Source organism: Wolbachia endosymbiont (group A) of Volucella bombylans (assembly GCF_964026965.1).
GTDB lineage: Bacteria > Pseudomonadota > Alphaproteobacteria > Rickettsiales > Anaplasmataceae > Wolbachia > Wolbachia pipientis.
Genome location: NZ_OZ034717.1, coordinates 785,900 through 810,533, shown reverse-complemented (window position 1 = coordinate 810,533; position 24,634 = coordinate 785,900). Strand labels below are relative to the sequence as shown.

The window sequence follows — 24,634 nt, the reverse complement described above, 5'->3', positions numbered from 1 at the left end:
GTATCAGTAATTTGATCTGGGTTCCAAGGCCCTTGTGCATCACACATATGAAGCGATAATATATTGCACATGACCAAGTTTGCCCAAAATTCTTGTAATACAGCCTCTCCAGAAAAATTCTCTAACTCTGCTCCTACTTTGAGTCGTTTCCTCTATGTGCCACCTTAACACATAAGCTTTGCTCCAAAGTCTCGGTCAAAAACTCTGTTTCTCAGTTGGCTAATGTCAGCACTATAACTCTTACTTTCTGTCCTTTCATTTTATTTTTTAGCTTTTCATTTTCTAATATAAAATCAAAATCTAATTCGCCAGCGTTCCCATAGCTTACTATAATTTCTTTTTTGCAAGCGAAAAATAAAATCTACTTCCAAATCATAATGCTGCTGAATGAATTTTACTGAAGACGATCATAGATAAATAATAATTTCTCTTGATTTAATAAACGCATTTGAGTGATAACTTCGGGTAATTGCTCTGCCGCCAACGTTTGTTCACCTATATTCCAAGCTGCAAGACGAGCACTACAAATCAGCGAAGTACACAAATCAACAAACAAATTGCCAATGGTGCCTGTTGTTCCATTTGGTTCAAACTCGGATACAATTTCCCCAGAGCTGGGTAATCTCATACCAGAACCATCTGCTGCAATAAGTCTATAGCCTCTCCAACTCAGGTTCATCCTGATAGGCTGTTTGGATGCTTAAATTCTTGAAAGCCTGTATGGCAAATCTTATACCTTGCTTTAGAAAAAGCTTGCTTTGAGGGTACATGTCAATGGCTCCATAAGTTCACATTCTATTCCCAAACTTTTTTTAACTAACTTTAAAATCATAGAAAATACTGTCGAAAAAGGAAGTTTTCTTGTTCGTGTAAAACTCAACACAATGGATTTTCTGAAAAGTTTTCGAGTATATTGCATTTTTAATTTGTAAGATAAGATCTTTTCCTTTTTGCATGCCTCACCTAAAAAAGACACATTTTAAACTTTTTTGTTGCAATAAAATAGAAACAAAAGTGCTGTCCCTTGCACTCTTTGGATAATTTAATGATAAAAAATTTAGAGAGAAATTTTATACACAATCTCTGACATTTTTCCTTAAGTTGACGCCATTGTGTGAACGGTTACGGTTTCCCGTCTTCACCATGCTATATAGAAAAAAGTCTGGATTCCAATTTGCATGACAATATGGAGTATCTGCTTCTTTCATCCCAGTGGGATCTTTTATTCCATTTTATCAACAGTTTGTTTTGCAGTATCAAACAATTTTAATCCTATAATCCCGAATGTAACTAAAATAAAGCATATTACTTCGAATAAATTAACTGGTTCATCAAATAGGTAAACTCCAAGTATCGAAGCTCCTATAGCGCCCACTCCAGTCCAAATTGCATAGCATACTCCGATAGGTATAGAACGTGTAGCGAGCGAAAGTAAATATGTACTAAGAGCCATGGAGAGTATGCTAATTATTGATGGTACGAGATGAGTAAATCCATAACTATGCTTAAGTGTTATGACCCAGAACACTTCAATTAGTGACGATAAGAGTAAATATATCCAATTCATGCATAAATTTTTAGGTTTAAATAGAGAGCTTTAGCCCTATGGTTCCTATTACAATTAAAACGATACATAAAACTTGATATAAATTAATATTCTCTGTGAAAGTGGTTGCACCAATTATAGTTATTCCAATTGTGCATATTCCAGAGGAAACTGCATAGCATACTCTAATAGGTAGAAAGCATGCTGCAAGAGATAAAAAATAAATGCTAATGATCATAATTACCAATGTTGCAATCGAAGGCACAACTTTAGTAAAACTGTTACTAAACTTTAGTGTTACAGCCCACAGTATCTCTAGGATACTAGACAGCAACAAATATAACCAGCACATTTTCGTAACACTTCAATCTTGTATTGTAACAGAAATTGTTAGTTAAAACTACACTAAAGTGCAATAGATCTCTCTTTCGAAATTGCTTTAATATCAAACTTAAAACAACATCCTAAAAAACTTTTCTACGAAATTCAATTCCTGCACGTCATTTGCTGCATAAAGTGGTGTAGTTTGTTGCTCAATACCTGGTATTTCTACAAAAACTTCGCCCACTTCTTGACCTTTTTTAATGGGTGCAGGTATCATATCTTTATATTCAATACGCACCTTAATTTGGTCATGCAATTTGCGGTTGTAAGTTATGGTAACATCGTTTGCAACTGTAATAGGCACTTTTTTATCTTTTCCATAGAGAACATTTACTTCCTCAACTACGCTATCCTTAGCGAATATTTTCTTGGTGTTAAAATGATTTAAGGAGTATTGTATCAGTCTTTTTGCTTCTTCTATTCGCTCTTTCTCAGTGTTTAAGCCATTTACGACAGCAAAAATTCTCCTATCATTTCGTTTTGCAGATGCTACAATGCCGTAACCACCAGCATTTGTATAACCGGTTTTTAAACCGTCAACCCCAATGTCGTGAAAAAGTAGAAGATTTTTATTCTTTTGTACAATTTCATTATATGTCAAATATTGTTCAGAAAATAAATCATAATATTCAGGAAAATCGGTGAAAATCCTTTTTGCCAGCATTACCAAGTCTTTTGCGTTCATAAAATGATCTTCATCTGGCCACCCGCTTGAGTTGACAAAATGACTGTCATTCAGATTCAAATTTTGTGCAACTTCATTCATTTCAGCCACAAAATTCTCTTCTGATCCTGCAATGCCCTCGGCTAGTGTTATGCAGGCATCATTGCCTGAGACTATTGTAATTCCTTCAAGTAATTCCCTCACCGTAACGGATTGACCTTCTTTCAAAAACATAGAAGAGCCTCTCCTTTCCCACGCTTTTCTACTTACTCGAAATTTATCCTCCATGTGTATTATTCCAGCTTTTAGATAATCGAAGGCTATATATAAAGTCATTAGCTTGCTCATTGAAGATGGGGCCATTTTTTCATCAGAATTATGGTCAAAAATGAATGAGTCTGAAGCTAAATCTAAGACTACTGCTTGCTTTGCTTTGGTTCTAAACTGGTATGAGTATGAAGAAAAAGGAAGTATAAAAACTAATAGCAAAATTACCAATCTGCTTAACATATCTATAATTTTAAATTTACAGTGCACTAATTAATAGTATAATTTTACAGGGGCATTTCAATAGATCTCTTGCATAAAAATTCCTTGACAAACCTCGCCAGCCCCCTTATCATGAAACTGAAGCTATTTATTTATCTTCTCTGTACAGATTAAATGACAAAAAAACTCACGTATCTGGCGTCCCATGTTTAATTTTTTGCACTATGTGCACCTTATGTCTTTATAAAATTTCTAGGTTTTTACCTAATATAAGCTAAAATGCGCTATTTAAAACATAAAAAAACGCCAACTTAAAAAATGGATAGTGAATAACTAGCTACCCTAGGGTTTCTTTTGCCTTTTTTTCTGTTTAGTAAATTTCTTAAACATTTATGACTAAAGGTTAGTGTATCCGTTCAGCGGAGTGGCAGAATAAGGTAGACAAGGTGATCTAAAAAGATAATCATAGAGCAAAAGTGAAATAATATGGTAAACCTTTTAGAACTTTGCAAAAATTTACAGCAAAAAATAGAAAGGTTAGAAGCAAAAATAGAAAGATTGGAAAAAGAGAATGAAAGTTTAAAAGCAGAAAATAAGGCTTTAAAGATAGAAAATGCTGAGTTAAGAGAAAGACTCGGTTTAAGCTCAAAAAATTCATCAATACCAAGTTCCAAAGAGTTGTATAAAATAAAAAAGAATAAGCCGAAAAGCGAAAGGAATATTGGCGGTCAGGTTGGTCATAAAGGAAGTTTTCGCGCCAACATGGATGCAGATAAAGTAGTAAAGATAGAGTTGCCTAATACTTGCGAATGCGGAGGAGAAATTGCAATATGTGAAAAACCATATATTCATCAGAAAGTTGATCTTCCAGAAATCAAGCCTTATGTAGTGGAATATCAGTTAGAACATGGCCGTTGTCGGAGATGCGGAAAGAGAAGAAGTAGCAAGTTACCGGAAGGTGTTACGCCAGATACATTTGGTCCAAGGGTTAAGTCAATAATTGCAGCGTTCAGCGGATTCTACAAAAATTCAAAACGCGAAATAGCGAGTGTCGTAAATGATATCTTCAATTTGAACATAAGCGTCGGTAGCATATCAAATAGTGAACATAGAGTTGCTTCAAAATGCAAAAAAATGTATGAGCAGATCGAACAAGAGATAAGTAGGAGTAAAGTTCTACATATTGATGAAACGAGCCATTATAACAAAGGTAAACTCGCTTGGTGTTGGATGTTTGCAAGCAATACGGCAAGTTTTGTAAAATTTACAGAGTCAAGAGGAATGAAAGTTTTACAAAATAGTAAATTCTGCAATCGCAATAGCTTGGTAATAACTGACAGGTATGCAGCATACAGTTATTTTGCCGATAAAAACAGGCAAATCTGTTGGGCACATTTATCAAGAGATTTTGAAAGATTAGCACATAGTTGGAATATTGAAGTTAAAGTTCTGGGTTGTTACTTGAGAAACGTGGCCACTGAATTATTTGCACTAAAAAAAGCTTTACTAAAAAGTGAGATAGATGTTTTGAGGTTTGTCAGACGTGCCAGAAAATTAAGAAAACGTACAAAGTATTACTTGAAGGAGATATCTCGTTTACCTGAAGCAATTGGAGCCTCTCGAGTTGCAAAAAATGTTCTGAGATCTGAAAGAATGATGTGGAAATTTTTAGATGACCCAGAAAATATTCCGCTGACAAATAACCACGCTGAACGGCAAATTCGGCATTATGTCGTTTATCGCAAAAACTCATATTTTACACAATCAAAGCGGGGAAATACATTCCTTGAGCGGATAATTTCATTATACTTAACTTGGAAACAAAGGGGTCTCAATCCTTTCCAAAATCTCCTATCTATTGTTTCTTAAACCACTCTCCTGAACGGATACAGGTTAGTTGCATTAAAAAGCAGCTAAATCGCGGTTATTAAGCGTTTAGAATAAAAAAACGCCATACTTGAAAGTATAATGTAAGTAATTAGCCAACCACGGGGCTTCTTTTGCCTTTTTTTTCGTTTGGTAAATTTCTTAAATATTTATAGCTAAACGACAACCGTCATCCCGCTACGTGTTAGCGGGATCTATGCCAAGAGATACCGTGAATGAATCGCGGTATGACGTAGGATTGCTGTCATTCCGCTGCTTGTTAACGGCTGAATACCGCGAATGAATCGCGGTATGACGGTTAAGTATCCCGCTGCTTGGATGACAGCAGATCACCTCTTCACAAAGATTTTATCAGTAATACGCATATCAATAATACTCCAATCGCTGAAAGTAAAATCAGTTGTATTTTGCAAGTGGTTTAAATATTCCCATGCACTATAAGGGTTATCTTCAGGCAGTTTTACTGTGGAATCGTTATCAAGTATGATATTCCATCTTCTATTCCCTATATAAGCAAAAGAAGAAATGTGGTCACTTAATTGAGTTTTACTCTCTAACACATCTCTAACAAATTCTAGGTTTGATAACGAGTTTTGTCCTGTAATTACAACAAGATCATCTACTGGATAGTTATCTACGATCACTTTGCCTTCGAAATCAATTACCGAGGTTTTGTTATTATCTTTCCAGAGAGCAAACGGTTTATGCTCATCTATATTAATGCGTAGAGTATTGGGCAAAATTCTGTGAACTCTTACGTGTTTTATCCACCTGCTTACGGATTGTATGTTACCGGCAAGTTTTGAAAGTGATATATACAGGATAGGTTGCGTTCTATCTGTCAAACTTAGAATATCCTTTTTGTTTGTAAATTTATTGCCGCTCACGACTACTTCGTCGATTGAAAATCCACTACTGAGTAATAAACTAGATAGGCAGTCATTATACCAAGTAAAGTAGTAATTAAATCGATTTATTATTTTATCAAGTGAGCTGTAAAGTATTAGCGTAAGAAAAAGTGCTGTGATAATAACCAAGGCACACTTACGCAAAAAACTCCTTTGGCTTCTAGTAATACTGCTCAACATGACTTAAATCCCTAATATTTTTGTGCTGCAAACTATCTTCAATAATAATTTTAACTAATTCATTAAAATTGATTCCTTTTGCCAATTTTGCAATTTCTGGCACTAACGATAACTCAGTAAAGCCAGGATGTGTATTAATCTCAAGCATTTTTAAAGTGTTATTCTTGGGATTATAACGAAAGTCTGAGCGGGAAATAGTTTTGCATCCTAAAAATTGATGAACTTTCAGTGCGTGTTCCAAGGTCATTTTATATATATTGTCAGGAATTTCAGCAGGAAATATATGTTCTGCAAATCCATCTGTATACTTTGCTTCATAATCATAGAATTTATTTTTTGGTCGTATTTCCATAGTGCCAATTGCTTCATCCAGCAATACAGCAGTATGTAACTCTATGCCCGGTATGTATTCTTCTACGATCATCAAATCTTTTGTCATAGAAGTAGCTCCTTCCTTGTCATCCAAGTAGCCAGATACTGTTTTTTTTTCCTGGTCACGCGCTGGAATGACATCAAATTTCAGTTTTAAATAATCCTCATGTGAGGAAACAATATGTACTCCGATGCTAGAGCCTTCATTAATTGGTTTTAAGACGTACGGATAATCAATTTTAATATTATTTTTTAGTAGATCTTCTCGGCTAATTACATAACCTTTTGGAGTATCAATACTAAGGGACCAAAATATATGCTTTGACATTGCCTTGTTCATAGCAACAGCAGAAGCCATAACTCCTGAGTGTGTATATTTTATACCTAAGATTTCCAATAAACCTTGAATGCAGCCATCTTCACCATAAGGTCCATGCAGAGCGATAAAAGCAAGGCCCGGATTAATTTTTTTAAGCTTTTCAGCAATGTTGCTGTCAACATCTATTTCTATTGCATTATATGAAAGGCTATCAAGTGCCTTCTTTACTGCTCTTCCACTCATAAGTGATATTTCTCTCTCACAAGAAAATCCACCACTTAAAATTGCTATAGTTGGAACCATGGGCACTCTTAGAAGAACCTTATTAATTATAACTACATATATGAACCTTGTAAACAGAAGGGAAAGTTAGCTTGGAGGTTTATAATCTACTGCCACTGTCTTTGCAATTTTATCATGAAGAAACTGCTTGCGTTGGTCAAATATTGCACATATGAAAATTAGTATTGTGGTCATAAAGATTAAGCCTAATAAAGGATCAAACCACCATTCAGAGGTATACTTATCAAAAAATTTCCTTCTCGTGATGAATATGGGGAAGCAAATAACTTCAAATGAAATATGCCTAACTATTGCTTGCACTAGAGTAACATTTTCAAGTGTATTTGCATCTTTGATATTAATACCGCATAACAATTGTCCTGGAGTACCACCAAATCTTCTTATCATGAATACTCCGAATACTATCGATAGCAAAAAAGATAAGCAAATACGTATAATTAATAATTTAGGTCTAGCAATGTGAAAAACCACTCTTACAAGAATCAAACAGAATAAAGGAATTCCCTTAATAATAAGACTGTCAATAATATGCGCTAACACACGCCTAGTTATTCCCACATATACATAGTTTAATTTTGGGTAGCATGCTTCAGACCTATAATCCATTACTACTGTTTTTGTAATTTTGTCGTAGAAAAGCTGCTTGCGCTTATCAAATATTGCAAACATTAGAACCAATATTGGTAAAATAAAAAACCACTCAGAAATGTAGGTGGGTACCCACAAAAGTGCCTTGAGAGTGCTTCTCATCACTACTTGCATTAAAGCAGCGTTTTTAAGTGTGTTTGCATCTTTTATGTATATACCAAGTAGCAACTTTCCTGGAGTCCAACCAAGTCTTGTTATCATTAATACTTCCAATGCTATATATACTAAATCTTTCAATAATATATCTAAGAGGTTGTCCGGAAACAAGTAAAAGGCTATAATATCTGAAATTTTAGTACGGGGTAAAGATGAGAAAAAAGTATCCAACAGATCTAAGCGAAAGGGAATGGGCAAGAATAGAAAAACACTTCAGAGTATCATACAAGAAAGGAGGAAGGCCGCCAAAGTATAGCAAAAGAGAAATATTAGAAGCAATTTTCTATGTATTGCGTACAGGGTGTCAATGGCGGTATTTACCAAATGATTTTCCGCTATGGAAGACTGTGTATGAGCAGTTCAGGCAATGGAAGAAGCAGGGAATTTTTGAGAAAATGAATTATGAAATTACAAAATATAGTAGAAGAAAAATAGGAAGGAATGAGCAGCCGAGTGCCTGTATAGTAGATAGTCAATCTGTAAAGACTACAGAAAAGGGGGGATCAAAGGCTATGATGGAAGTAAAAAAGTAAAGGGTAGAAAAAGGCATATAATTACAGACACTCAGGGTTTTATACTAGGTTGTTACGTAGGCGCTGCTAACGAAAATGATAGAGATGGTATTAAAATAGCATTAAACAATATGAGAACAAAATATACTAAAGTTAAAAAAATGTGGGCTGACATGGGATACCAAGGAAGAAATTTAAAGAATCACATAAAGGAAGAATATGACATAGATATTGAAATTGTTACAAGGCCTCCATGTAGATTTTGGGTGCACAAAGATACGCCACCTGAGCTACTACCAACAAGAGAACAAGGGTTTAAAGTACAGCCAAGAAGATGGGTTGTAGAAAGGACTTTTGCTTGGGTTAATAGGAATAGAAGGCTATCGAAGGAGTATGATTTACTCACAACATCCACTGAGAATTTCATATACCTAGCTATGAGTAGGGTTATGTTAAAGAGGGAATATGCTTGAATTTACTAGTTTCCGGACAACCTCTTAGGTTTCGTATATTATTTAACACAATAAAATTATTGTCATGATCTTTAATTTTTAGCTGTAATTTGCTCATTATCACCTCCTTTTATTAAAATATCAAAATTAATTGTTGAATGTAAAATTTCATCGTGTTGATCCATAGCACAATTACTTTCTAAAATGGCCTCATTATTAAAACCTTCAATGCTCTTAAGTATCAAGTTAATATGCCTTATAATGGCAAACATACTGCCTATATGATGGGTATATATGTCGCATGAAAATCTTGCCTTTGTAGCAAAATTGGACAGCATATGCAGGTTATTATAATTCACTACGCGCAATCTTAGGTAAGGAATGGTGACCTGTTTAGGTAAGTAGTCATAAATGTTAGTAACATATTTTCTTAAATCAGAATTTGCCTTTAGTGCTGCATAAATGCTATTGTACAACTCATTTATAGCTTGAATTTTTTCCATAATTAACCCTCACAGACACGGCTATTGCAATTTGCAGGTGGCAGATGGTGTCATTCCAGTGCTTGACACTGGAATGGCTTTGTTGCATCGCTAGCTATGATGGATTAAAGATAAAAAAGATAGGGAATATCAGTAGCTTATTATTCTGGTATTTATAACAAGAACGGTCAGTGAATACCTAAATTTGAGTAAAAGAAATTTCACTACCACTCACTAATCTGGCTAAAATTCAAGAATTTCAATGCTTTAGCTATTTTCAATAGAATTAAATTTATTAATATAAATAACAAATTACTATTCTTAAATTTGATCAGATTGATTGCAAAAAAACAAGATTTTCAATAGGTTGCTTATAATCCTAACTATAGTTAGCCTTTCATAAGTAGCGATGCAACAAAGCCATTCCAGTGTCAAGCACTGGAATGACATCATCCTTTTTTGGGATTCCAGTGCAGCTACTTGCATCTGCAAATTGCAATGTTCGTACAACTGTGGGTGCTAAGTTTTACAAACACCGTTGTGCTGAACCTTGAATATCCACTTCTTTCAATTCAGTGTCAGGAGCGATGGGTTTTGATATTGTGTATGTAATGCCACCAGCTATCAATGCAGATACCACAGAAGCTGCAACTATTAATAGAGCAGACAATCCGGAAGCAATACTAAGAGCAGCACCTACTGCTAACATAGCTGCAAGGCTCGCGTAGGCAACTTTTGGGGAAAATTGTCTTTTTCCTACTTTTTCTAGTGACACTTCATTTGTTTTAGTTTTGCCCAGTTCACCCTCAAGTGGTGTGTTTTCATTCTCCAGACTTCTTATTTTTTGTGTTAGTGATTCATTCTCTTTATTGAATTGTTTCAACTTAGTCTCATGTCTAGCTATACAACTTTTTGATTCTGCTAGTTCCTTTTGCGCTTTTTCTAACAACACTTTTGTTTTAGAATGCTTATTTTCGTTTTCTTCTAATTCGCTATTAAGCGTTGTATTTTTACTTTCTAGATCTTGTATTTTTTGTTCTAGTGATTCATTCTCTTCATTGAGTTTCTCCAGTACTTCCAATTTAGTCTCATGTTCAGTGACACAATTTCTCAATTCTGTTAGTTCCTTTTGCGCTTTTCCTAGTCCACCCTCAAGTGTTGTGTTTTTACTTTCTAGATCTTGTATTTTTTGTTTTAGCAATTCATTCTTTTTCTGCTCATCCTTTAGCTGAGTACGTAATTCTTTTAACTTAGCTTTACGTTTTTCAACCTTTTCTGCTTTTTCTGGAGTTTCCGTTGCGTTGTGTGTTTTGGAATGAGAAAAGGTACTAGGTACAACCTCAGATGGCTGATCACACATACTGTTTAGTCTATCTATTAGGTCTTCATCCTTTATCAATGAGCGATCTGCTCCATATTTTATCAAAAGTTTTGCTAATTCTTTATTGTCATTTGCAACAGCAAAATATAAAGGGGTATGTCCATCTTTATCTTGTGCATTAATATTTGCTTTACGTTTTATCAAAAGTTTTACTGATTCTTTAGCGCTTTTTGCAGCAGCATAGTGTAAAGGGGTCACGCCATCTTTATCTTGTGCATTAATGTCTTCTCCATCTTCTAATATAGATTGGTCTAAAGCTTCAGATTCATCTGCATCAAAATATATTCCACTATCGCCACTATTACTTTTATTTAAAAAGATCTGTTCCCCATTATATGTAGTATACTGCTCTGGATGTTGACTGTGCAAGTCATTATGTTCTATGCGCTTCTGATTATTGGCAAGTCTTTGTTCTGCCTCTTGCAACTTTTGCGCCATAGCATCTCTTTCTCTTATAGCCTGTTCTTTTTCTAATGTATCATCTACTTTGTCTGTATTGTTTTCATTAACGATTGAGTTTGAAGAAGTCTGTTCATCCTCATCTTGTACATAGATTTTTCTGTTGTTTGGTGTAGTTCCGTTGTTCTCTTCCTGATCTCTTGCATTACATGCTTGCACTGCAGCAGTTGCGTTATTTCCGTTCACAGCTAAATTTCCTGGAGTTTTATTATTAGGCTGCGGTAAAGTGCCTTGTCTATTTTGTCTTCTCGTAGCTCCTGCCTCAGCATAACGTTGTTCTCCTTCCTCTAACATTTCTATTATAGCCTTTTTACCTTTTACATCACCGACAATATCCCTTGGAGTTCGGCCTTGACTATCTTTTAGTAAAGGATTTGCGTCATTATTCAATAAAAGCTGAACTATCTCTTGATGACCATGCAAAGCAGCAATGTGCAAAGCAGTTAGCTTAGACTTAGCTTCATCAAGTTCATATATTGGTTCATTAACTTTTGCTTCCTTTGCTAGTAGGAGTTTTACTATTGGTACACTGTTACATTCCACAGCAAGATGTACCAACATATAATTTACAATTTTGTCTGAATCTAATATACTGAACATCTTATCTATCTTCAAATTGTTATAAGTGCTATATACTATTGAGTCTGCATCTTTTAGCTCACTTCCTATTCTTTCAAGTAAATTATTCTCATTTAAACCTTCACTCTTGCTTACCTCATTTATTATTTCAAAAAACTTTTCCTTTTTTATTGCCATAACCTTTCCTCTCAATTTATTTATTATTGCTGAACAGTCTCACAAAAAAGTTAAGTTTGTCGAAATTCCATGTTTGATCTAAAAATTAGTCATAAACATTTTCTTGTCTGTCATCCAAGTAGCTGACACTGGTTCACTCTATAATGGTGTCACAGCAGTCCTACATCATGCCACCGCGAACCGTCATACCGCGATTCATTCGCGGTATCTCAGCCGCTAACTGTTCTCCCTCATCATACCGTCACGGTATCTCCAGATCCCGCTAACACGTAGCGGGATGACGAGTTACTTAACCGTCATACCTTAACATAGATCCCGCTAACAAGTAGCGGGATGACGGTTGTCGTTTAGCTATAAACATTAAGGAATTTACCAAACGAAAAAAAAGGCAAAAGAAGCCTCGTGGTTGGCTAATTACTTACATTATACTTTCAAGTATGGCGTTTTTTTATTCTAAACGCTTAATAACCGCGATTTAGTTGCTTTTAAGCCGCAACTAATCTAAATTATAAACATTAAGAAATTTACTAAACAGAAAAAAAGGCAAAAGAAACCCTAGGGTAGCTAGTTATTCACTATCCATTTTTTAAATCGGCGTTTTTTGATGTTTTAAATAGCGCATTTCAGCTTATATTAGGTAAAAACCTAGAAATTTTATAAAGACATAAGGTGCACATAGTGCAAAAAATTAAACATGGGACGCCAGATACGTGAGTTTTTTTGTCATTTAATCTGTACAGAGAAGATAAATAAATAGCTTCAGTTTCATGATAAGGGGGCTGGCGGAGTTTGTCAAGTAAGTTTTTTGTTTCTGCGGACTACCTGGATTAATATTATATAGAAGGTTTGCTGCCAATAAAGCCTAAACTTACCAAATACATTTCTGTAGATTCAGATCTACTTGACTTTGGTTTAAAGTATTTTACTGTTTTAAACATTTTTTTTAGCTCGTTACAAAAATCTTTATCAGATTCTCCTTGGAAAATTTTTGCTACAAACGTGCCACCATGACTCAAGAAATGCTTTGCAAAATTGAGCGCTGCTTCGCATAAAAGCATAATTCTGATATGATCCAACGATTTTAAACCACAAGATTCGGGGGCCATATCAGATAAAATTACATCAAATTTTTGATCCTTGAATTTTTCTCTTAAAATTTCAAGCTCATTGATAATATCGCATTGTATAAACTCTACTCCATTAATTGCATTCATTGGTTTTACGTCAAGAGCAACTACATTTGCATCTTTCTGAGATGCAACTTGTGACCATCCACCAGGAGAAGCACCAAGATCAATAATTTTTTGCCCTTCTTGGAATAATTTAAATTTGTTATCCATTTCTACCAGCTTATATGCTGAGCGTGACCTATAACCATCCTTGCTAGTTTTTTGCACATACTGATCATTCAAATGACGATGTAGCCACCTTGTTGAAGATAGTTTTCTGCCTCTAGCCGTCTTTACTCTAGTTTTTATTGCTAATACCCTACTTATTATTGATTATATCTTTAAGCTCTTTTTCAACTACTTCTTTTACCAGTGCATGTAGATATTTATTCAGCCATTCTGAGAGCTGAGGTTTTAAAAGAGATGTAACTAATTCTTCAACAGTAAGGTTCGCTTTTTTTTGTTGTTTATGCTGTAATTCGTTTTGCATTTTTCCAAGCAACGCTTTGATCTCTTCCATATTCTCTTTTAAAATTAGATGATCGTTATTTTGCGCTTGTAAGCCGCTATTACTCGCTTTGTTATTACTCATTTGGATATTATCGTACAAATAAATATCTTTTTTTTCTTCTGAATTGTAGCTATGGCCATTAAATTGGTTATTGTTGCAAGCCATTTCCTCACTTTGGTCATCATTATCAATGTCCTCTTTTTCATTATTTTCTTTTTTGCCATCTTCTTCTATTTCTTCTGGATACTCTTCCTCAAGGTATAGCACATCATCATTTTCATCCTTTATTTCTGCTTTATCGTTACTCGCGTTTTTACCCGATATAGCTTTTTTTATATCTTCTAGGATATCTTTTACAGATTGATTGCCTTGTTCATCATGCATAGTGCTAATACCATTAAATTTAGAGGTCTATACTATTTATCATAAAAAGCAAGTTGTAAACACTAATCACATAATTGCTTTTTGCTTCAACTAAGTCTGAACGTGCTTTAAATAATGCATCTTCAGTGTCCAAAAGGTCAGATGTACTCTTTAAATTTAAGTTTACTTCTTGCTCAACTCCTTCCAATGCTAGAGCTGCTGCTTTTTCCGCTTCTTGACTTGCTTTGATAATGGCCTTTGCTGTCAACACATTATTCCAAGCATTTACAACTGCTTGTTCTATATTTTTTACCGTTTCATAATAATCGTAGGTAGATTTTTTTGCATCCATTTTAGCTTTACTGACACCAAAAGCATTAACTCCTCTCTTAAAGATCGGAACATCAAGAGTAAAAACTACATGAACATTTTCTAATAGTTTGTCTACCTTCATACCATCCTCCCCAAAATTTTTGCTTGCACTTAGATTTAAAGAAGGAAGCCACTTGGAGCTTTCAGCAATCACTTCCATTCCGGCTGCTCTTTTTTGATAAACTGCTGCTTTTAGAGATAAATTATTGGTTTTTGCTAACTGTAAACATTCATTTAGCTCTGGAACAGAAGGTAGTTTATCATTAGCTTCAGAAAGGTCATCAGCATCTTCGCCAATCAAATGATAATAAGCAATATTTACCAACTTTAATTTACCTTCAGCATCAACTCTTTCGGATATAGAAGACGAAAATTTTGCTTTTGCTAACAAAACTTCAGCATTGGTTACCTCTCCAAGGGAAAAGCGTTTTTTCATAGCTGACAAATGTTCCAAAGAAACGCGTTCTTTATGTTCTCTGAGCTTTAATATTTCTGTCTTTTGTAAAACATTAACATATGCTTTCACAGCATTAAGTGCAAGCTCTTGTTTTAATTGCTGAAATCGCATCTTTTCTGCTTTGAGAAGATGGCTTGATCGACTGAATGTGGCAAAGGTACCACCGCCATCGATTAATTTCTGGCGCAATGTAAGTTTTTTTTCAGATGTATCAAGATTAAAGTTACTATCGAAATTGTATTGCAAATTAATGTCAGGTAAAAATCCAGCTAACCCAGAAGATTTATAGTGTTTTTCTGCGCTTTTATATTGGTAAAATTGAGACTTTATTTTTGAGCTATTTTTGATGGCTTTGCTTATCACTTCTCCCACATCGGTTGCATAGCAACTTATAGTATTAAAAATGATCGCAAGTGTGATAATCAATCGAAACATTCTAATTCCTATGCATATTGGTTGCGCAGCTCAATTACTAACATAAATTACTTTAATAATCAATAACTAATATTGTTGACACTATTGAGAAATTAAGTATATCATAGCTTACTATTGTTGGATCAAATAATGAAGACTTTTTTCTTAAAGGAGAAACAAATCAATAAAAAGTGGTTTGTCATAGATGCAGAAGGATTAGTGGTAGGGAGGCTTGCAGCATTTGTAGCGACACTATTACGTGGAAAGCATAAACCTGAGTATACACCTCATATGGATTGTGGCGATAATGTAATTATTATCAACGCAGAAAAGGTGCATTTCACCGGAAAGAAGCTTAAAGATAAAATTTACTATAAGCATACAGGTTATTCTGGTGGTTTGAAGAAAACTACTCCAGATAATATTTTAAATGGCAAATTTCCTGAGCGTGTAATAGAAATGGCAGTGAAAAGGATGCTTGATGATGGGCCTATGGCACGTAGACGCTTTGAAAATTTGTATGTTTATTCTGGTTCAGAGCATAAGCATCAAGGACAGCAACCTGAAAAGATAGATTTTGCCTCTTTGAATCGTAAAAATAAAAAGTAATGGAGTAAAAATGAAGAGTTCTACAATAAATAACAATGATTGGTCAGAAAAGACAATTAAATCAGCAGTTGATTCGCTTGGTCGTTTATATGCTACAGGCCGAAGAAAAGAATCTGTAGCAAGAGTATGGATAAAGCCGGGGAGTGGAAAATTTAGTGTTAACAAAAAAGGCGATCTAATTTCTTATTTTAAAAGAGAGTCAGTGTGCCAAATAGTAAAAATGCCATTTGTTGCAACTTCCACATTGGATAAATACGATGTATTTGCAACTGTAAAAGGTGGAGGGCTATCTGGTCAAGCAGGTGCTCTAGCTCATGGAATAAGCAGAGCTTTAAGTAGTGTAAGCCAAGATTTGCATTCTATACTACGTAATGGTGAGTTCTTAACTAGAGATTCACGTGTTGTTGAACGTAAGAAATATGGTCAACATAAAGCTCGGAAAAAGTGTCAATTTTCTAAGAGATAGTTATTTTATAGGGGTGTTTTTTTGTAAGTATTATACAAATATTTGCAAAAATGTATGATATCCTCTATTTTTGTGATGAATTTAGTTGACTATCGGTGTCAACATAATATGCTATTTATGTGATTTTTTCAATATTAAGGTAATTTATGAGTAAAGAAGATATAATAAAACAATTAAAGGAAGATTGTTCTAGTCAGAATATAGATATAACAAAATCTGATTTGAGCAAGATTCATGATGCGTTTATTAAAATAATAAAGAATGAGCTGCATGGGAAAGGTGAAATACGTTTGCATGGAATAGGAACATTTTCTACTGCTATCAGTCAGGAAAAACAATGTCGTAACCCCCAAAGTGGTGAGATCATGACTGTTCCTAAAAAGACAAGGGTAAAATTTAAAGCAAGCCAAACTCTTTTAAGTATTTTAAATGAGAAGGAAAAAGCAGCAGTTAGTTAGACATTGTCATTTTCATTGTTTTTACTACGCTGTGTAAGCCGTAAAATACAGCTTCGCTAATTAAATAGTGGCCTATGTTAAGAGCTGAGATGTGAGGTATTCTTGTCATCTTCTTAGCGTGTTTATAAGTTATGCCATGTCCTGCGTGGCATTCTATTCCTAATTTATTGACGTACTCTGCAGCATTAGTAATTAACTGTAACTTTTTTTCTGATGGATTATCACAGTAATCCCCTGTGTGAATTTCTATTATGTCAGGTTTTGTCCCTAGCTTTTCAAGATATTTTAGTTGATCAATATTTGGATCGATAAACAGTGAGACTTTTATGCTAGAGCTATGCATTTCCTCTATTATACTAGAAAGTTTATTGTGCATATTCACGATATCCAGGCCACCTTCGGTTGTTAATTCTTCTCTTTTTTCTGGTACTATACTAATCGAATAGGGTTTTACCTTTTTTGCTATTTCAAGCATTTCTTCCGTGGCTGCAATTTCAAGATTTAGCTCAGTGCTAATGCTTTTTTTTAGGTTAAATACGTCTTCATCTCTAATATGCCTTCTATCTTCTCGTAAGTGTACAGTAATAAAGTCTGCTCCAGCGTCAATGGCTATTTCTGCTGCTTTCAATGGATCTGGATAAGAAGTTCCGCGTGCGTTGCGGAGGGTTGCAACGTGATCGATATTAACACCTAGTTTCACAATCTACCTCAGAAATTATTTATAGATTATACATGTTATTAGGTTTTTTGCATAGTCATTGTTTGACCTTATCCAGAAAAAGTGGAGAGAAAGAAAAGAGTTTTTTTGGGTAAAATAAAATTTTGGAGGATTAGAAATGGCAAGAGAATATACGGCAGAATTCAAATTGGAAGCTGTTAAGCTGGCAAATGAACAAAGAAAGGTAGGTCAAACAATTACAAAAACAGCAAAGGATTTAGGAATAAAGGGTGGTTTATTAGGAAAATGGATAAAGAAATACAACGAAAAAAAGTCGGCAGCAGATGCATTTCCAGGTAGAGGTAACATGGCTCCTTACGACAAAGAGAGATTTGATTTACAGAAAGAGTTAGCAAAAGTAACAAGGGAAAGAGACATTTAAAAAAAAGCCCTGGCCAGTCAAAAAGAGTAAAATATTTTTTTATAAAAGAGCATAGTAACTGCTATAAAGTACAGGAATTATGTAGGATTTTCTGCTAGTGGCTACTATAAGTGGACCACAAGAAAAATAAGCAGTAGAGAATCAGCAAATAAAGAGCTACTCGAAGCTATTCAAAAAATATATCAAGTTTCTAAATGTAGATATGGAGCTCCTAAAATTCATGCTGAATTGAAGGCTTTGGGTAAAAGTTGCAATTTGAAAACGGTGCAAAGTATTATGCAGAAAAATGACATCAGGGCTATACTGAGAAGAAAGTTTAAAATTAAAAAACAACAAACAGATAATAGAGCTGTAGCTCCCAATATACTAGATCAAAACTTTATTGTTGATCAACCAAATAAAGTATGGGATTACTTACATCAAAACCAAGGAGGGATGGCTATATTTGGCAGCAATAATTCTCACGTATGGTAGTTAATGAGTAGTGCAATAAATAAACAATTGGTTATGAACTCTTTATTAATGGCCATTAATAGGCGTAAACCTGTTAAAAATCTACTGCTGCACAGTGACCAAGGTTCACAATATACTGCGCAAGGGTATCAATATCTCTTAGCTGTAAAGAATATAGATGAGTAATAAAGGCTGTTGTTACGACAATTCTGTTGCAGAAAGCTTCTTTAGCTCATTGAAAAGAGAAATACTTATTGATACTTCACAACACTCTGCTCAACAAACTAGAACTGCAATATTTGAATACATAGAAATTTTTTATAACAAACAACGTCACTATTAGAGGTTGTCCACAAACCAAGGAATACGTAGTATATAAAGAAAGAATATTGAGGTAAGAGATGAGGAAAAAATATCCAACAGATCTAAGTAAAAGGGAATGGGCAAGAATAGAAAAACACTTCAGAGTATCATACAAGAAAGGAGGAAGGCCACCAAAATACAGTAAGTGTGAGATAGTAAATGCAATTCTTTATATACTGCGCACAGGATGTCAATGGCGGTATTTACCAAATGATTTTCCGCTATGGAAGACTGTGTATGAGCAGTTTAGAAGATGGAAAAAGCAGGGAATTTTTGAGAAAATGAACTATGATATCACTAAATATAGTAGGTCAAAAATGGGAAGCCGAGCGCATGCATAGTGGACAGTCAATCGGTAAAAACCACGGAAAAAGGGGGGCAAAGGTTATGATGGTGCGAAAAAGGTAAAGGGGAGAAAAAGACATATAATCACAGATACTCAAGGATTTGTGCTTGGTTGCTATGTAGGAGCTGCAAGCGAAAATGACAGAGATGGGGTGAAGATGGCATTGGACAATATGAAGGAAAAATACAGCAATATTAAGAAAATGTGGGCTGATATGGGATACCAAGGAAAAGATTTAAAGGATTACGTAAAGAGAGAATATGGGATAGATATTGAAATTGTCAAAAGGCCTCCATGTAGGTTTTGGGTGCATAAAGATACACCACTAGAACTATTGCCACAACGGGATCCTGGATTTTCAGTACAGCCGAGAAGGTGGGTGGTAGAGAGGACTTTTGCTTGGATCAATAGAAATAGAAGGCTATCAAAGGAGTACGATTTACTTACAACATCTACTGAAAGTTTCATATATCTGGCTATGAGTAAAGTTATGTTAAGTAGGGAATATGCTTGATTTACTGGTTTGTGGACAACCTCTAACTATTGCATTCCAGAACAATTTGATGCATCATTCTTTTTGTAAAAAACATTCCAAACTTTCTCTCCACTTTTTCTGGGTAAGGTCAATTGATAACTGTCCACTTTCTATTCCCATGGATTCATATTTTTTGCCTTGACCAAGAAAAAATTCAGCTATTGCCTTACTTTCTCTTGCAACAACTTCTTCCTTAACAATTTTTCCTTTCTCATCAACGATACTTATAAAAGTTTCTTTTAGTGAGATCGCTATAATATTCCATGAGACTGCTCCTACTAATAAAAGTTTAAATTATTTTTGAAGAACTTATTCTACTGAATTCGTTACTTCGTGCTAAAATAATGGACTCCATCATTCAACAGCAATTACAGTATGTTTACCCTTTTTCTTGTTATTTTTCTAATCTATAGCTAGCGTTCAAAACCATATTCGAAAATACGTTTTCGGATTTTTTTTAATGCTGTTTATTTCATCCTCAACATCGTCTCTACCTTTATGAACTAAGTAGCAGCATTAAAAATTATAACGTACCCCTATCTCTAGAGTTGCATCTGGTATTTGTTTTGCTTTTATACCACTTAGTTGCCCACCCATGGTCATACCAACTGCACCAATTATCTGCGGAGTAATTTCATAATCAACACCTAACTTTAGTTTATAGGAAATAGAACTCAGTATTTTATCTACTACAGATGAACCAGCAGCTTCACCACCTGATTCTGGAGCACCTTGTGTTTCTTCTTCCTTTTCTTTTTCTTCTTGTGAACTATTGTCATCACCATCAACTGTATCACTAACACCAAAGCCAAAAGGTGTTATTTGGAGATATCCTCCTAAACCTCCGCTGACATATAGTTTAACGGGATCAATATCAAGGTCAGGATAGAAGCGGTAGTTTGCCAATAAGCTAGCTCCTATGCTCTTTAATGACTTAATATTACTGAGAACCTCAAGTTCAAATTTAGAGTTTTGGTCATAATGGTAACCAAGAACAACACCAGGTTTCATTTTAAAGCCACCACCCCAACCAGCACCAAAGTTTAAACCTGCATAGTACTTATCTTCTGACTTACTTGCACTATTACTAGCTGCACCTGCTAGAGATGAAGTAAGCAACACAGCCAAAACGCACAATCTCTTTATTTTCATATAACTCCTCATACAAAAAAATATATAATGCATAAGTATATATCCTTTATATTAAAAAAGATATAACTACATGTCAAAAAAAGTATAGCCATAAAATCAGATTATATAAAACGTACTACTCAGGTCTTTTATATAACTATATTTACTATCTTATTTGGTACAGCATATACAGTGCGAACTTTGCTTTGATCGATCTTACTGGACACAGAGTCTATCGCTATTTTCTTCAATTCTTCTTGAGGTAAGTTAATTGCCACCTTGATTGTTGTACGTAATTTTCCATTGATTTGCACTGCTATAGTTACCGTATCGTCAACTAATAATGATTCATCAGCTTTTGGCCAAGGTTGACCTCCTATTTCTTGCCATAGGCTTTCAGCTAGATGTGGTATGAATGGTTCGATTACTCTGATTAATATACATATACCTTCATCAATAAGAGATTTTCCAGTTTTTACGTCTATTTCAGCTATTAAATTCGTCATCTCACGAAATTTTGCCACTACACAGTTTAATCTGCAGTTTTCCAAGTCATCTGTAAGTCCGTGTAAGAGTTTATGAATTTTTTTTCTGTACTCTAGAAGTCCACCCGTAACATTTTCATTATCATAGTGTATATTTACAGGTCTTAGCTGCATGACCATACGCCACAATTTATTTACATAACGAGAACAACCTTCCACGCCATCATCGGACCATTCCATATCTTTCTCCGGAGGAGTGTCGGACAACACAAACAAGCGGGCAGTATCAGCACCATACTTTTCTATGATAAAATTTGGATCAACTGTGTTCTTTTTCGATTTGCTCATTTTCTCGACTTTTCCAACTTGAACCTTAGCTCCTTGTGCAATCAACTCTTTTGCTTCTGCGGGAAATAGCCACTTACCATTTTCGTCTTTATAAGTTGCATGGCAGACCATTCCTTGAGTGATTAAAGTAGAGAAAGGCTCTTTAATATCAAAATAGCCACATTTGGTTAAAGCACGGCAGAAAAATCTTGAATAAAGCAAATGCAGAATTGCATGTTCTATCCCACCTATATAATAATCAACAGGCATAAAACGATTACATGCATCTTTGTCTATTGATTTATCTTCACTACAGAATGCAGCAAAATACCAGGAAGATTCAAAAAAGGTGTCGAATGTATCAGTTTCACGCTCTGCTTGCTTTCCGCACTTTGGACAATCAACAAATTTCCAAGTTGGGTGCTTATCCAGCGGATTGCCACCACTTGTAAATTCTACATCTATTGGTAGAACTACAGGAAGGTCTTTTTCTGGCACTGGAACAGTTCCGCAATCTTTGCAATATATGATAGGTATAGGGCATCCCCAATAACGCTGCCTTGAAACTCCCCAATCGTGCAAACGATAGTTTATTGTTTTTTTGCCTATTTTTTTTTCTTCAAATTTTTTAACTATGGCTTCCTTTGCTTCACTAACCATTAATCCGTTTAAGAATTCGGAGTTAAACATTGTCCCGTCTCCAGTATACGCCTCCTTTGTCATCTGAGTAGCTTGACACTGGGATCCATTGTAAGAATTCTGGTCACGCGCTGGAATGACACCTAAGTGGGCTGAAGAAATAACGGGAATTATCGGCAAATTATATTTCTGTGCAAATTCAAAGTCACGCTGATCATGTGCAGGGCAACCAAAAATCGCGCCTTCCCCATATTCCATCAACACAAAATTCGCTATGTAAAGCGGCAATTCCTTATCAAGAAATGGATGTTTGACGTTTAATCCGGTGTAAACTCCTATTTTTTCATCGTTCTCTCTTTTCGATTTTATTTCCTGGATCCCAGTGTCAAGCACTGGGATGACAACAGAAGAACCATTCTTTAAATCCTGCACAATAGGATGCTCTGCTGCCACTGCACAAAAAGAAGCCCCAAACAAAGTATGAGGATAAGTTGTAAAAACTTTTAATTTCTTATTCAGGCCAACTACTTCAAACTCTATAGTTGCTCCTTCAGATTTTCCTATCCAACGCTCCTGCATTGTTTTGACTTTTTCTGGCCAATTTTTCAAACTTTGCAGGCACTTGAGTAAATCTTCAGCGAAATCAGTAATCTTTAAAAACCATTGGGACAACTTACGTTTTTCAACAACTGCACCTGATCGCCATCCTTTTCCATCAACCACCTGTTCATTTGCAAGCACTGTTTGGTCCACTGGATCCCAGTTAACCCATGATTCTTTTCGATAGGCAAGCCCATGCTTTAAAAAATCCAGGAAAAATTTTTGTTCGTGTTTGTAATAATCAGGCTCACATGTGGAGAGTTCACGCTCCCAATTATAAGAAAGACCTATAGATTTCAACTGTGTACGCATATTATCTATATTCTCTTTTGTCCATGTTTCGGGGCTAATATTGTTATCCCTTGCTGCATTCTCAGCTGGTAATCCAAACGCATCCCAGCCAATTGGATGCAAAACCTCAAATCCATTAGCTCTCTTGTAACGCGCTATCACATCCCCTATTGCATAGTTACGTAAGTGTCCCATATGAATTTTACCAGATGGATATAGAAACATTTCCAACACGTAACACTTTTCTTGTTTACCACTCTTGCTTACAGAAAAATCCCATTTATCTTGATAAAATTTTTCAACACTTTTAAAATCATATTTCATATAAATCCAAATTCAATTACAGTTCATATGCATCAAAGGATCAACCGCTTGGCCATTATGTCGTATTGTGAAACACATCTGTGGATCTTTATCTTGTGTGCTTGATTTACCTGCAGATCCAATTACTTGACCTTGCTTTACTTTATCGCCAATTTCAACATGTATGTTTTTTAAATAGGAGTACACAGTCATGTAATTATCTTTGTGTTCCACTATAATTAAATTCCCATACCATCTCAGCCCTTTGCCTACATATATCACTTTGCCTGGTGCAGAGGAAACTACGTTCGTTCCATTTTGAGCAGCAATTTTTATGCCATCCTTACACATTTCATCAGAAGAGGTAGCTGAACCTTTAACTGGCATTACAAATTTACAATTTACCCCCACATTTTGTGTATTATTGTTATCTTTGTATATCCTATTTATGATGGCTTTTCTACTTTCTTTTTGCACTGAAGGCTCCCTAATTAAATGGTACTCTCTTGTATATTCCAGATCTCTTTTTCCGTAAAATTCTTCGCCTTTAAGCAGCACAGGTGCAGGTTTTTGCAGGCCACAGCCTATTAATATTGCTAATAACATAAGAAATGAGGCTATATGCCACATTTTAAACTCTCACAAAACTCCAAAATTTTAGCGAGACGTAGTGTTTCACGCCTGCTTGTTACTTTCCTCGTTATTTATTTTACTAGTTAAATAGTCCCTCAAATCGGTGAGTTCTTGCAACAAATTCTTTGTGACTTTTATATCATTACCAAATTCTTTTTGCACTCCTTTTATTGTATATCCTTTATCATATAGCATGTATTTTACTTTCTTTATGGCCTCTATACACTTGCGATCATATAGCCTTCTTCCTTTACGCTTTGTAGGCTTAATTTGATGAAATTGACCTTCCCAAAATCTCAAAACATGCTGTTCCAAATGTAGCTCTTCAGCTACTTCCCCAATCGTATAAAATAATTTTTCCTTGTTCATTAATTATTGATTGATTTTTTTATAATTTTTGAAGGCCTAAAAGAAACTGAATTTCTTGCCTGAATCATCACTTTCTCCGATGTATTTGGTATATTTCCTGGTCTTTCCTTCTTTTTCTTAACCAAGAATGTTCCAAATGACGATATTTTTACTATTCCATCCTTTACCAAGCTTGTCTTTATTTCGTCCAATATATCATCTATTATCGAAACAGAGTCTTCCTTTGATAATCCTATTTCTTGGTTTATATCTCCAGCTATCGTTGCCTTAGTTACTGTTGTGTCTTTTGTTGTAACGTGATCCATTATTGATAAATATTACAATACGTAAATATAATATAGC

At 34.9% G+C, this 24,634-nt stretch carries 26 protein-coding genes and 2 pseudogenes; 10 read left to right on the top strand and 18 right to left on the bottom strand.

Features of this window, described 5'->3' with window-relative positions; translation table 11 throughout:
* Positions 1-2 precede the first annotated feature (2 nt).
* From AAGD51_RS04005 to AAGD51_RS03990, 4 genes and pseudogenes are all read right to left on the bottom strand, one after another.
* Positions 3-956, bottom strand: a pseudogene (locus AAGD51_RS04005) (transposase); the annotation flags it as partial.
* 266 nt (positions 957-1,222) lie between these two features.
* Complete coding sequence (locus AAGD51_RS04000) at positions 1,223-1,567, bottom strand: DMT family transporter (RefSeq protein WP_006279756.1); 345 nt, start codon at positions 1,565-1,567, stop codon at positions 1,223-1,225.
* Between the two features lie 16 nt (positions 1,568-1,583).
* Positions 1,584-1,898 (bottom strand): DMT family transporter, encoded by a 315-nt coding sequence (locus AAGD51_RS03995; RefSeq protein WP_006279755.1) that lies wholly within the window; start codon positions 1,896-1,898, stop codon positions 1,584-1,586.
* Between the two features lie 99 nt (positions 1,899-1,997).
* Positions 1,998-3,104, bottom strand: coding sequence for a D-alanyl-D-alanine carboxypeptidase family protein (locus AAGD51_RS03990; protein WP_006279754.1), 1,107 nt, complete (start codon positions 3,102-3,104; stop codon positions 1,998-2,000).
* Positions 3,105-3,569: 465 nt separating this feature from the next.
* On the opposite strand from AAGD51_RS03990, the gene AAGD51_RS03985 reads away from it, so the two are divergent.
* The gene (locus AAGD51_RS03985; RefSeq protein WP_341810379.1) at positions 3,570-4,952 is read left to right on the top strand and encodes an IS66-like element ISWen3 family transposase; all 1,383 of its coding nucleotides are present in this window, start codon (positions 3,570-3,572) and stop codon (positions 4,950-4,952) included.
* A 347-nt stretch (positions 4,953-5,299) separates the two neighbouring features.
* Here AAGD51_RS03985 and AAGD51_RS03980 read toward each other — a convergent pair whose 3' ends face one another.
* Genes AAGD51_RS03980 through AAGD51_RS03970 form a run of 3 tightly spaced genes read right to left on the bottom strand, consistent with a single transcriptional unit; the run spans position 5,300 to position 7,901 of the window.
* Positions 5,300-6,058 carry a cell division protein FtsQ/DivIB gene (locus AAGD51_RS03980; protein ID WP_006279753.1) on the bottom strand — a complete coding sequence of 253 codons (759 nt, stop codon included), beginning with the start codon at positions 6,056-6,058 and terminating at the stop codon, positions 5,300-5,302.
* The gene (locus AAGD51_RS03975; RefSeq protein WP_049973618.1) at positions 6,039-7,058 is read right to left on the bottom strand and encodes a D-alanine--D-alanine ligase; all 1,020 of its coding nucleotides are present in this window, start codon (positions 7,056-7,058) and stop codon (positions 6,039-6,041) included. The genes AAGD51_RS03980 and AAGD51_RS03975 overlap by 20 nt, the downstream gene beginning before the upstream one ends.
* Before the next feature lie 60 nt (positions 7,059-7,118).
* On the bottom strand, positions 7,119-7,901 hold the full coding sequence (locus AAGD51_RS03970; RefSeq protein ID WP_236514343.1) for an RDD family protein: 783 nt from the start codon (positions 7,899-7,901) through the stop codon (positions 7,119-7,121).
* Positions 7,902-8,008: 107 nt separating this feature from the next.
* Between AAGD51_RS03970 and AAGD51_RS03965 the strand changes: the two genes are divergently transcribed.
* Positions 8,009-8,841 (top strand): IS5-like element ISWpi1 family transposase gene (locus tag AAGD51_RS03965; RefSeq protein ID WP_236514306.1). Its coding sequence is split into 2 segments (ribosomal slippage): positions 8,009-8,378 and positions 8,378-8,841, totalling 834 coding nucleotides; the frame shifts between segments, so codons are not numbered across the junction.
* Between the two features lie 71 nt (positions 8,842-8,912).
* Here AAGD51_RS03965 and AAGD51_RS03960 read toward each other — a convergent pair.
* The 5 genes from AAGD51_RS03960 to AAGD51_RS03940 form a co-directional block, all read right to left on the bottom strand.
* Positions 8,913-9,323: a DUF3168 domain-containing protein gene (locus AAGD51_RS03960; protein WP_006279870.1), complete on the bottom strand. Its 411-nt coding sequence runs from the start codon at positions 9,321-9,323 to the stop codon at positions 8,913-8,915.
* Between the two features lie 505 nt (positions 9,324-9,828).
* A complete protein-coding gene (locus AAGD51_RS03955; protein WP_236514336.1) occupies positions 9,829-11,898 on the bottom strand; it encodes an ankyrin repeat domain-containing protein in 2,070 nt (689 codons plus the stop codon).
* Positions 11,899-12,731: 833 nt separating this feature from the next.
* Positions 12,732-13,310, bottom strand: coding sequence for an RlmE family RNA methyltransferase (locus tag AAGD51_RS03950; RefSeq protein ID WP_341810377.1), 579 nt, complete (start codon positions 13,308-13,310; stop codon positions 12,732-12,734).
* Between the two features lie 76 nt (positions 13,311-13,386).
* A complete protein-coding gene (locus tag AAGD51_RS03945) occupies positions 13,387-13,962 on the bottom strand; it encodes a PopZ family protein (RefSeq protein ID WP_010082598.1) in 576 nt (191 codons plus the stop codon).
* Positions 13,963-13,981: 19 nt separating this feature from the next.
* Positions 13,982-15,205 carry a TolC family protein gene (locus AAGD51_RS03940; RefSeq protein WP_006279873.1) on the bottom strand — a complete coding sequence of 408 codons (1,224 nt, stop codon included), beginning with the start codon at positions 15,203-15,205 and terminating at the stop codon, positions 13,982-13,984.
* Between the two features lie 129 nt (positions 15,206-15,334).
* On the opposite strand from AAGD51_RS03940, the gene rplM reads away from it, so the two are divergent.
* The 3 genes from rplM (at position 15,335) to AAGD51_RS03925 (ending at position 16,717) form a co-directional block, all read left to right on the top strand.
* Complete coding sequence (gene rplM, locus AAGD51_RS03935; RefSeq protein WP_010082596.1) at positions 15,335-15,793, top strand: 50S ribosomal protein L13; 459 nt, start codon at positions 15,335-15,337, stop codon at positions 15,791-15,793.
* 10 nt (positions 15,794-15,803) lie between these two features.
* Positions 15,804-16,259 carry a 30S ribosomal protein S9 gene (gene rpsI, locus AAGD51_RS03930; RefSeq protein WP_006279875.1) on the top strand — a complete coding sequence of 152 codons (456 nt, stop codon included), beginning with the start codon at positions 15,804-15,806 and terminating at the stop codon, positions 16,257-16,259.
* A gap of 146 nt (positions 16,260-16,405) precedes the next feature.
* The gene (locus AAGD51_RS03925; RefSeq protein WP_006279876.1) at positions 16,406-16,717 is read left to right on the top strand and encodes an HU family DNA-binding protein; all 312 of its coding nucleotides are present in this window, start codon (positions 16,406-16,408) and stop codon (positions 16,715-16,717) included.
* Here the strand turns inward: AAGD51_RS03925 and AAGD51_RS03920 are convergent.
* Positions 16,710-17,417 carry a pyridoxine 5'-phosphate synthase gene (locus AAGD51_RS03920; protein ID WP_265040622.1) on the bottom strand — a complete coding sequence of 236 codons (708 nt, stop codon included), beginning with the start codon at positions 17,415-17,417 and terminating at the stop codon, positions 16,710-16,712. The two genes, AAGD51_RS03925 and AAGD51_RS03920, sit on opposite strands and share 8 nt — an antisense overlap.
* Before the next feature lie 136 nt (positions 17,418-17,553).
* Between AAGD51_RS03920 and AAGD51_RS03915 the strand changes: the two genes are divergently transcribed.
* The 5 genes and pseudogenes from AAGD51_RS03915 (at position 17,554) to AAGD51_RS03900 (ending at position 19,493) form a co-directional block, all read left to right on the top strand.
* A complete protein-coding gene (locus AAGD51_RS03915; protein WP_236514333.1) occupies positions 17,554-17,817 on the top strand; it encodes a transposase in 264 nt (87 codons plus the stop codon).
* 51 nt (positions 17,818-17,868) lie between these two features.
* On the top strand, positions 17,869-18,291 hold the full coding sequence (locus AAGD51_RS07240) for an IS3 family transposase (protein ID WP_182282499.1): 423 nt from the start codon (positions 17,869-17,871) through the stop codon (positions 18,289-18,291).
* A gap of 3 nt (positions 18,292-18,294) precedes the next feature.
* Positions 18,295-18,456, top strand: a complete 162-nt coding sequence (locus AAGD51_RS07235; RefSeq protein ID WP_010082071.1) for a DDE-type integrase/transposase/recombinase — start codon at positions 18,295-18,297, stop codon at positions 18,454-18,456.
* Entirely contained in the window at positions 18,449-18,613 is a 165-nt protein-coding gene (locus tag AAGD51_RS03905; RefSeq protein WP_010082072.1) for an IS3 family transposase, read from the top strand. Before AAGD51_RS07235 ends, AAGD51_RS03905 begins: the two co-directional genes overlap by 8 nt.
* A 58-nt stretch (positions 18,614-18,671) precedes the next feature.
* A pseudogene (locus AAGD51_RS03900) lies at positions 18,672-19,493 on the top strand (IS5 family transposase).
* A 537-nt stretch (positions 19,494-20,030) separates the two neighbouring features.
* Here AAGD51_RS03900 and AAGD51_RS03895 read toward each other — a convergent pair.
* The 5 genes from AAGD51_RS03895 to AAGD51_RS03875 all read right to left on the bottom strand — a co-directional run bounded on the left by AAGD51_RS03895 (position 20,031) and on the right by AAGD51_RS03875 (position 24,597).
* Complete coding sequence (locus AAGD51_RS03895) at positions 20,031-20,666, bottom strand: hypothetical protein (protein WP_077188484.1); 636 nt, start codon at positions 20,664-20,666, stop codon at positions 20,031-20,033.
* Positions 20,667-20,794: 128 nt separating this feature from the next.
* Positions 20,795-23,311 (bottom strand): leucine--tRNA ligase, encoded by a 2,517-nt coding sequence (gene leuS, locus AAGD51_RS03890; protein ID WP_236514332.1) that lies wholly within the window; start codon positions 23,309-23,311, stop codon positions 20,795-20,797.
* 12 nt (positions 23,312-23,323) lie between these two features.
* Positions 23,324-23,920, bottom strand: coding sequence for a murein hydrolase activator EnvC family protein (locus AAGD51_RS03885; RefSeq protein ID WP_006279879.1), 597 nt, complete (start codon positions 23,918-23,920; stop codon positions 23,324-23,326).
* A gap of 45 nt (positions 23,921-23,965) precedes the next feature.
* Positions 23,966-24,292, bottom strand: a complete 327-nt coding sequence (locus AAGD51_RS03880) for a MerR family transcriptional regulator (RefSeq protein ID WP_006279880.1) — start codon at positions 24,290-24,292, stop codon at positions 23,966-23,968.
* Positions 24,292-24,597, bottom strand: coding sequence for an integration host factor subunit alpha (locus AAGD51_RS03875; protein WP_006279881.1), 306 nt, complete (start codon positions 24,595-24,597; stop codon positions 24,292-24,294). The genes AAGD51_RS03880 and AAGD51_RS03875 overlap by 1 nt, the downstream gene beginning before the upstream one ends.
* Positions 24,598-24,634: the final 37 nt, after the last annotated feature.

Excerpts from the sequence above, each read along its gene's own strand:
- AAGD51_RS04000 (WP_006279756.1), bottom strand. The coding sequence starts at position 1,567 with ATGAATTGGATATATTTACTCTTATCGTCACTAATTGAAGTGTTCTGG.
- AAGD51_RS03995 (WP_006279755.1), bottom strand. The coding sequence starts at position 1,898 with ATGTGCTGGTTATATTTGTTGCTGTCTAGTATCCTAGAGATACTGTGG.
- AAGD51_RS03990 (WP_006279754.1), bottom strand. The coding sequence starts at position 3,104 with ATGTTAAGCAGATTGGTAATTTTGCTATTAGTTTTTATACTTCCTTTT.
- AAGD51_RS03985 (WP_341810379.1), top strand. The coding sequence starts at position 3,570 with ATGGTAAACCTTTTAGAACTTTGCAAAAATTTACAGCAAAAAATAGAA.
- AAGD51_RS03980 (WP_006279753.1), bottom strand. The coding sequence starts at position 6,058 with ATGTTGAGCAGTATTACTAGAAGCCAAAGGAGTTTTTTGCGTAAGTGT.
- AAGD51_RS03970 (WP_236514343.1), bottom strand. The coding sequence starts at position 7,901 with ATGATAACAAGACTTGGTTGGACTCCAGGAAAGTTGCTACTTGGTATA.
- AAGD51_RS03960 (WP_006279870.1), bottom strand. The coding sequence starts at position 9,323 with ATGGAAAAAATTCAAGCTATAAATGAGTTGTACAATAGCATTTATGCA.
- AAGD51_RS03955 (WP_236514336.1), bottom strand. The coding sequence starts at position 11,898 with ATGGCAATAAAAAAGGAAAAGTTTTTTGAAATAATAAATGAGGTAAGC.
- AAGD51_RS03945 (WP_010082598.1), bottom strand. The coding sequence starts at position 13,962 with ATGCATGATGAACAAGGCAATCAATCTGTAAAAGATATCCTAGAAGAT.
- AAGD51_RS03940 (WP_006279873.1), bottom strand. The coding sequence starts at position 15,205 with ATGTTTCGATTGATTATCACACTTGCGATCATTTTTAATACTATAAGT.
- rplM (WP_010082596.1), top strand. The coding sequence starts at position 15,335 with ATGAAGACTTTTTTCTTAAAGGAGAAACAAATCAATAAAAAGTGGTTT.
- rpsI (WP_006279875.1), top strand. The coding sequence starts at position 15,804 with ATGAAGAGTTCTACAATAAATAACAATGATTGGTCAGAAAAGACAATT.
- AAGD51_RS03925 (WP_006279876.1), top strand. The coding sequence starts at position 16,406 with ATGAGTAAAGAAGATATAATAAAACAATTAAAGGAAGATTGTTCTAGT.
- AAGD51_RS03915 (WP_236514333.1), top strand. The coding sequence starts at position 17,554 with ATGGCAAGAGAATATACGGCAGAATTCAAATTGGAAGCTGTTAAGCTG.
- AAGD51_RS07235 (WP_010082071.1), top strand. The coding sequence starts at position 18,295 with ATGAGTAGTGCAATAAATAAACAATTGGTTATGAACTCTTTATTAATG.
- AAGD51_RS03905 (WP_010082072.1), top strand. The coding sequence starts at position 18,449 with ATGAGTAATAAAGGCTGTTGTTACGACAATTCTGTTGCAGAAAGCTTC.
- AAGD51_RS03895 (WP_077188484.1), bottom strand. The coding sequence starts at position 20,666 with ATGAAAATAAAGAGATTGTGCGTTTTGGCTGTGTTGCTTACTTCATCT.
- leuS (WP_236514332.1), bottom strand. The coding sequence starts at position 23,311 with ATGAAATATGATTTTAAAAGTGTTGAAAAATTTTATCAAGATAAATGG.
- AAGD51_RS03885 (WP_006279879.1), bottom strand. The coding sequence starts at position 23,920 with ATGTGGCATATAGCCTCATTTCTTATGTTATTAGCAATATTAATAGGC.
- AAGD51_RS03880 (WP_006279880.1), bottom strand. The coding sequence starts at position 24,292 with ATGAACAAGGAAAAATTATTTTATACGATTGGGGAAGTAGCTGAAGAG.
- AAGD51_RS03875 (WP_006279881.1), bottom strand. The coding sequence starts at position 24,597 with ATGGATCACGTTACAACAAAAGACACAACAGTAACTAAGGCAACGATA.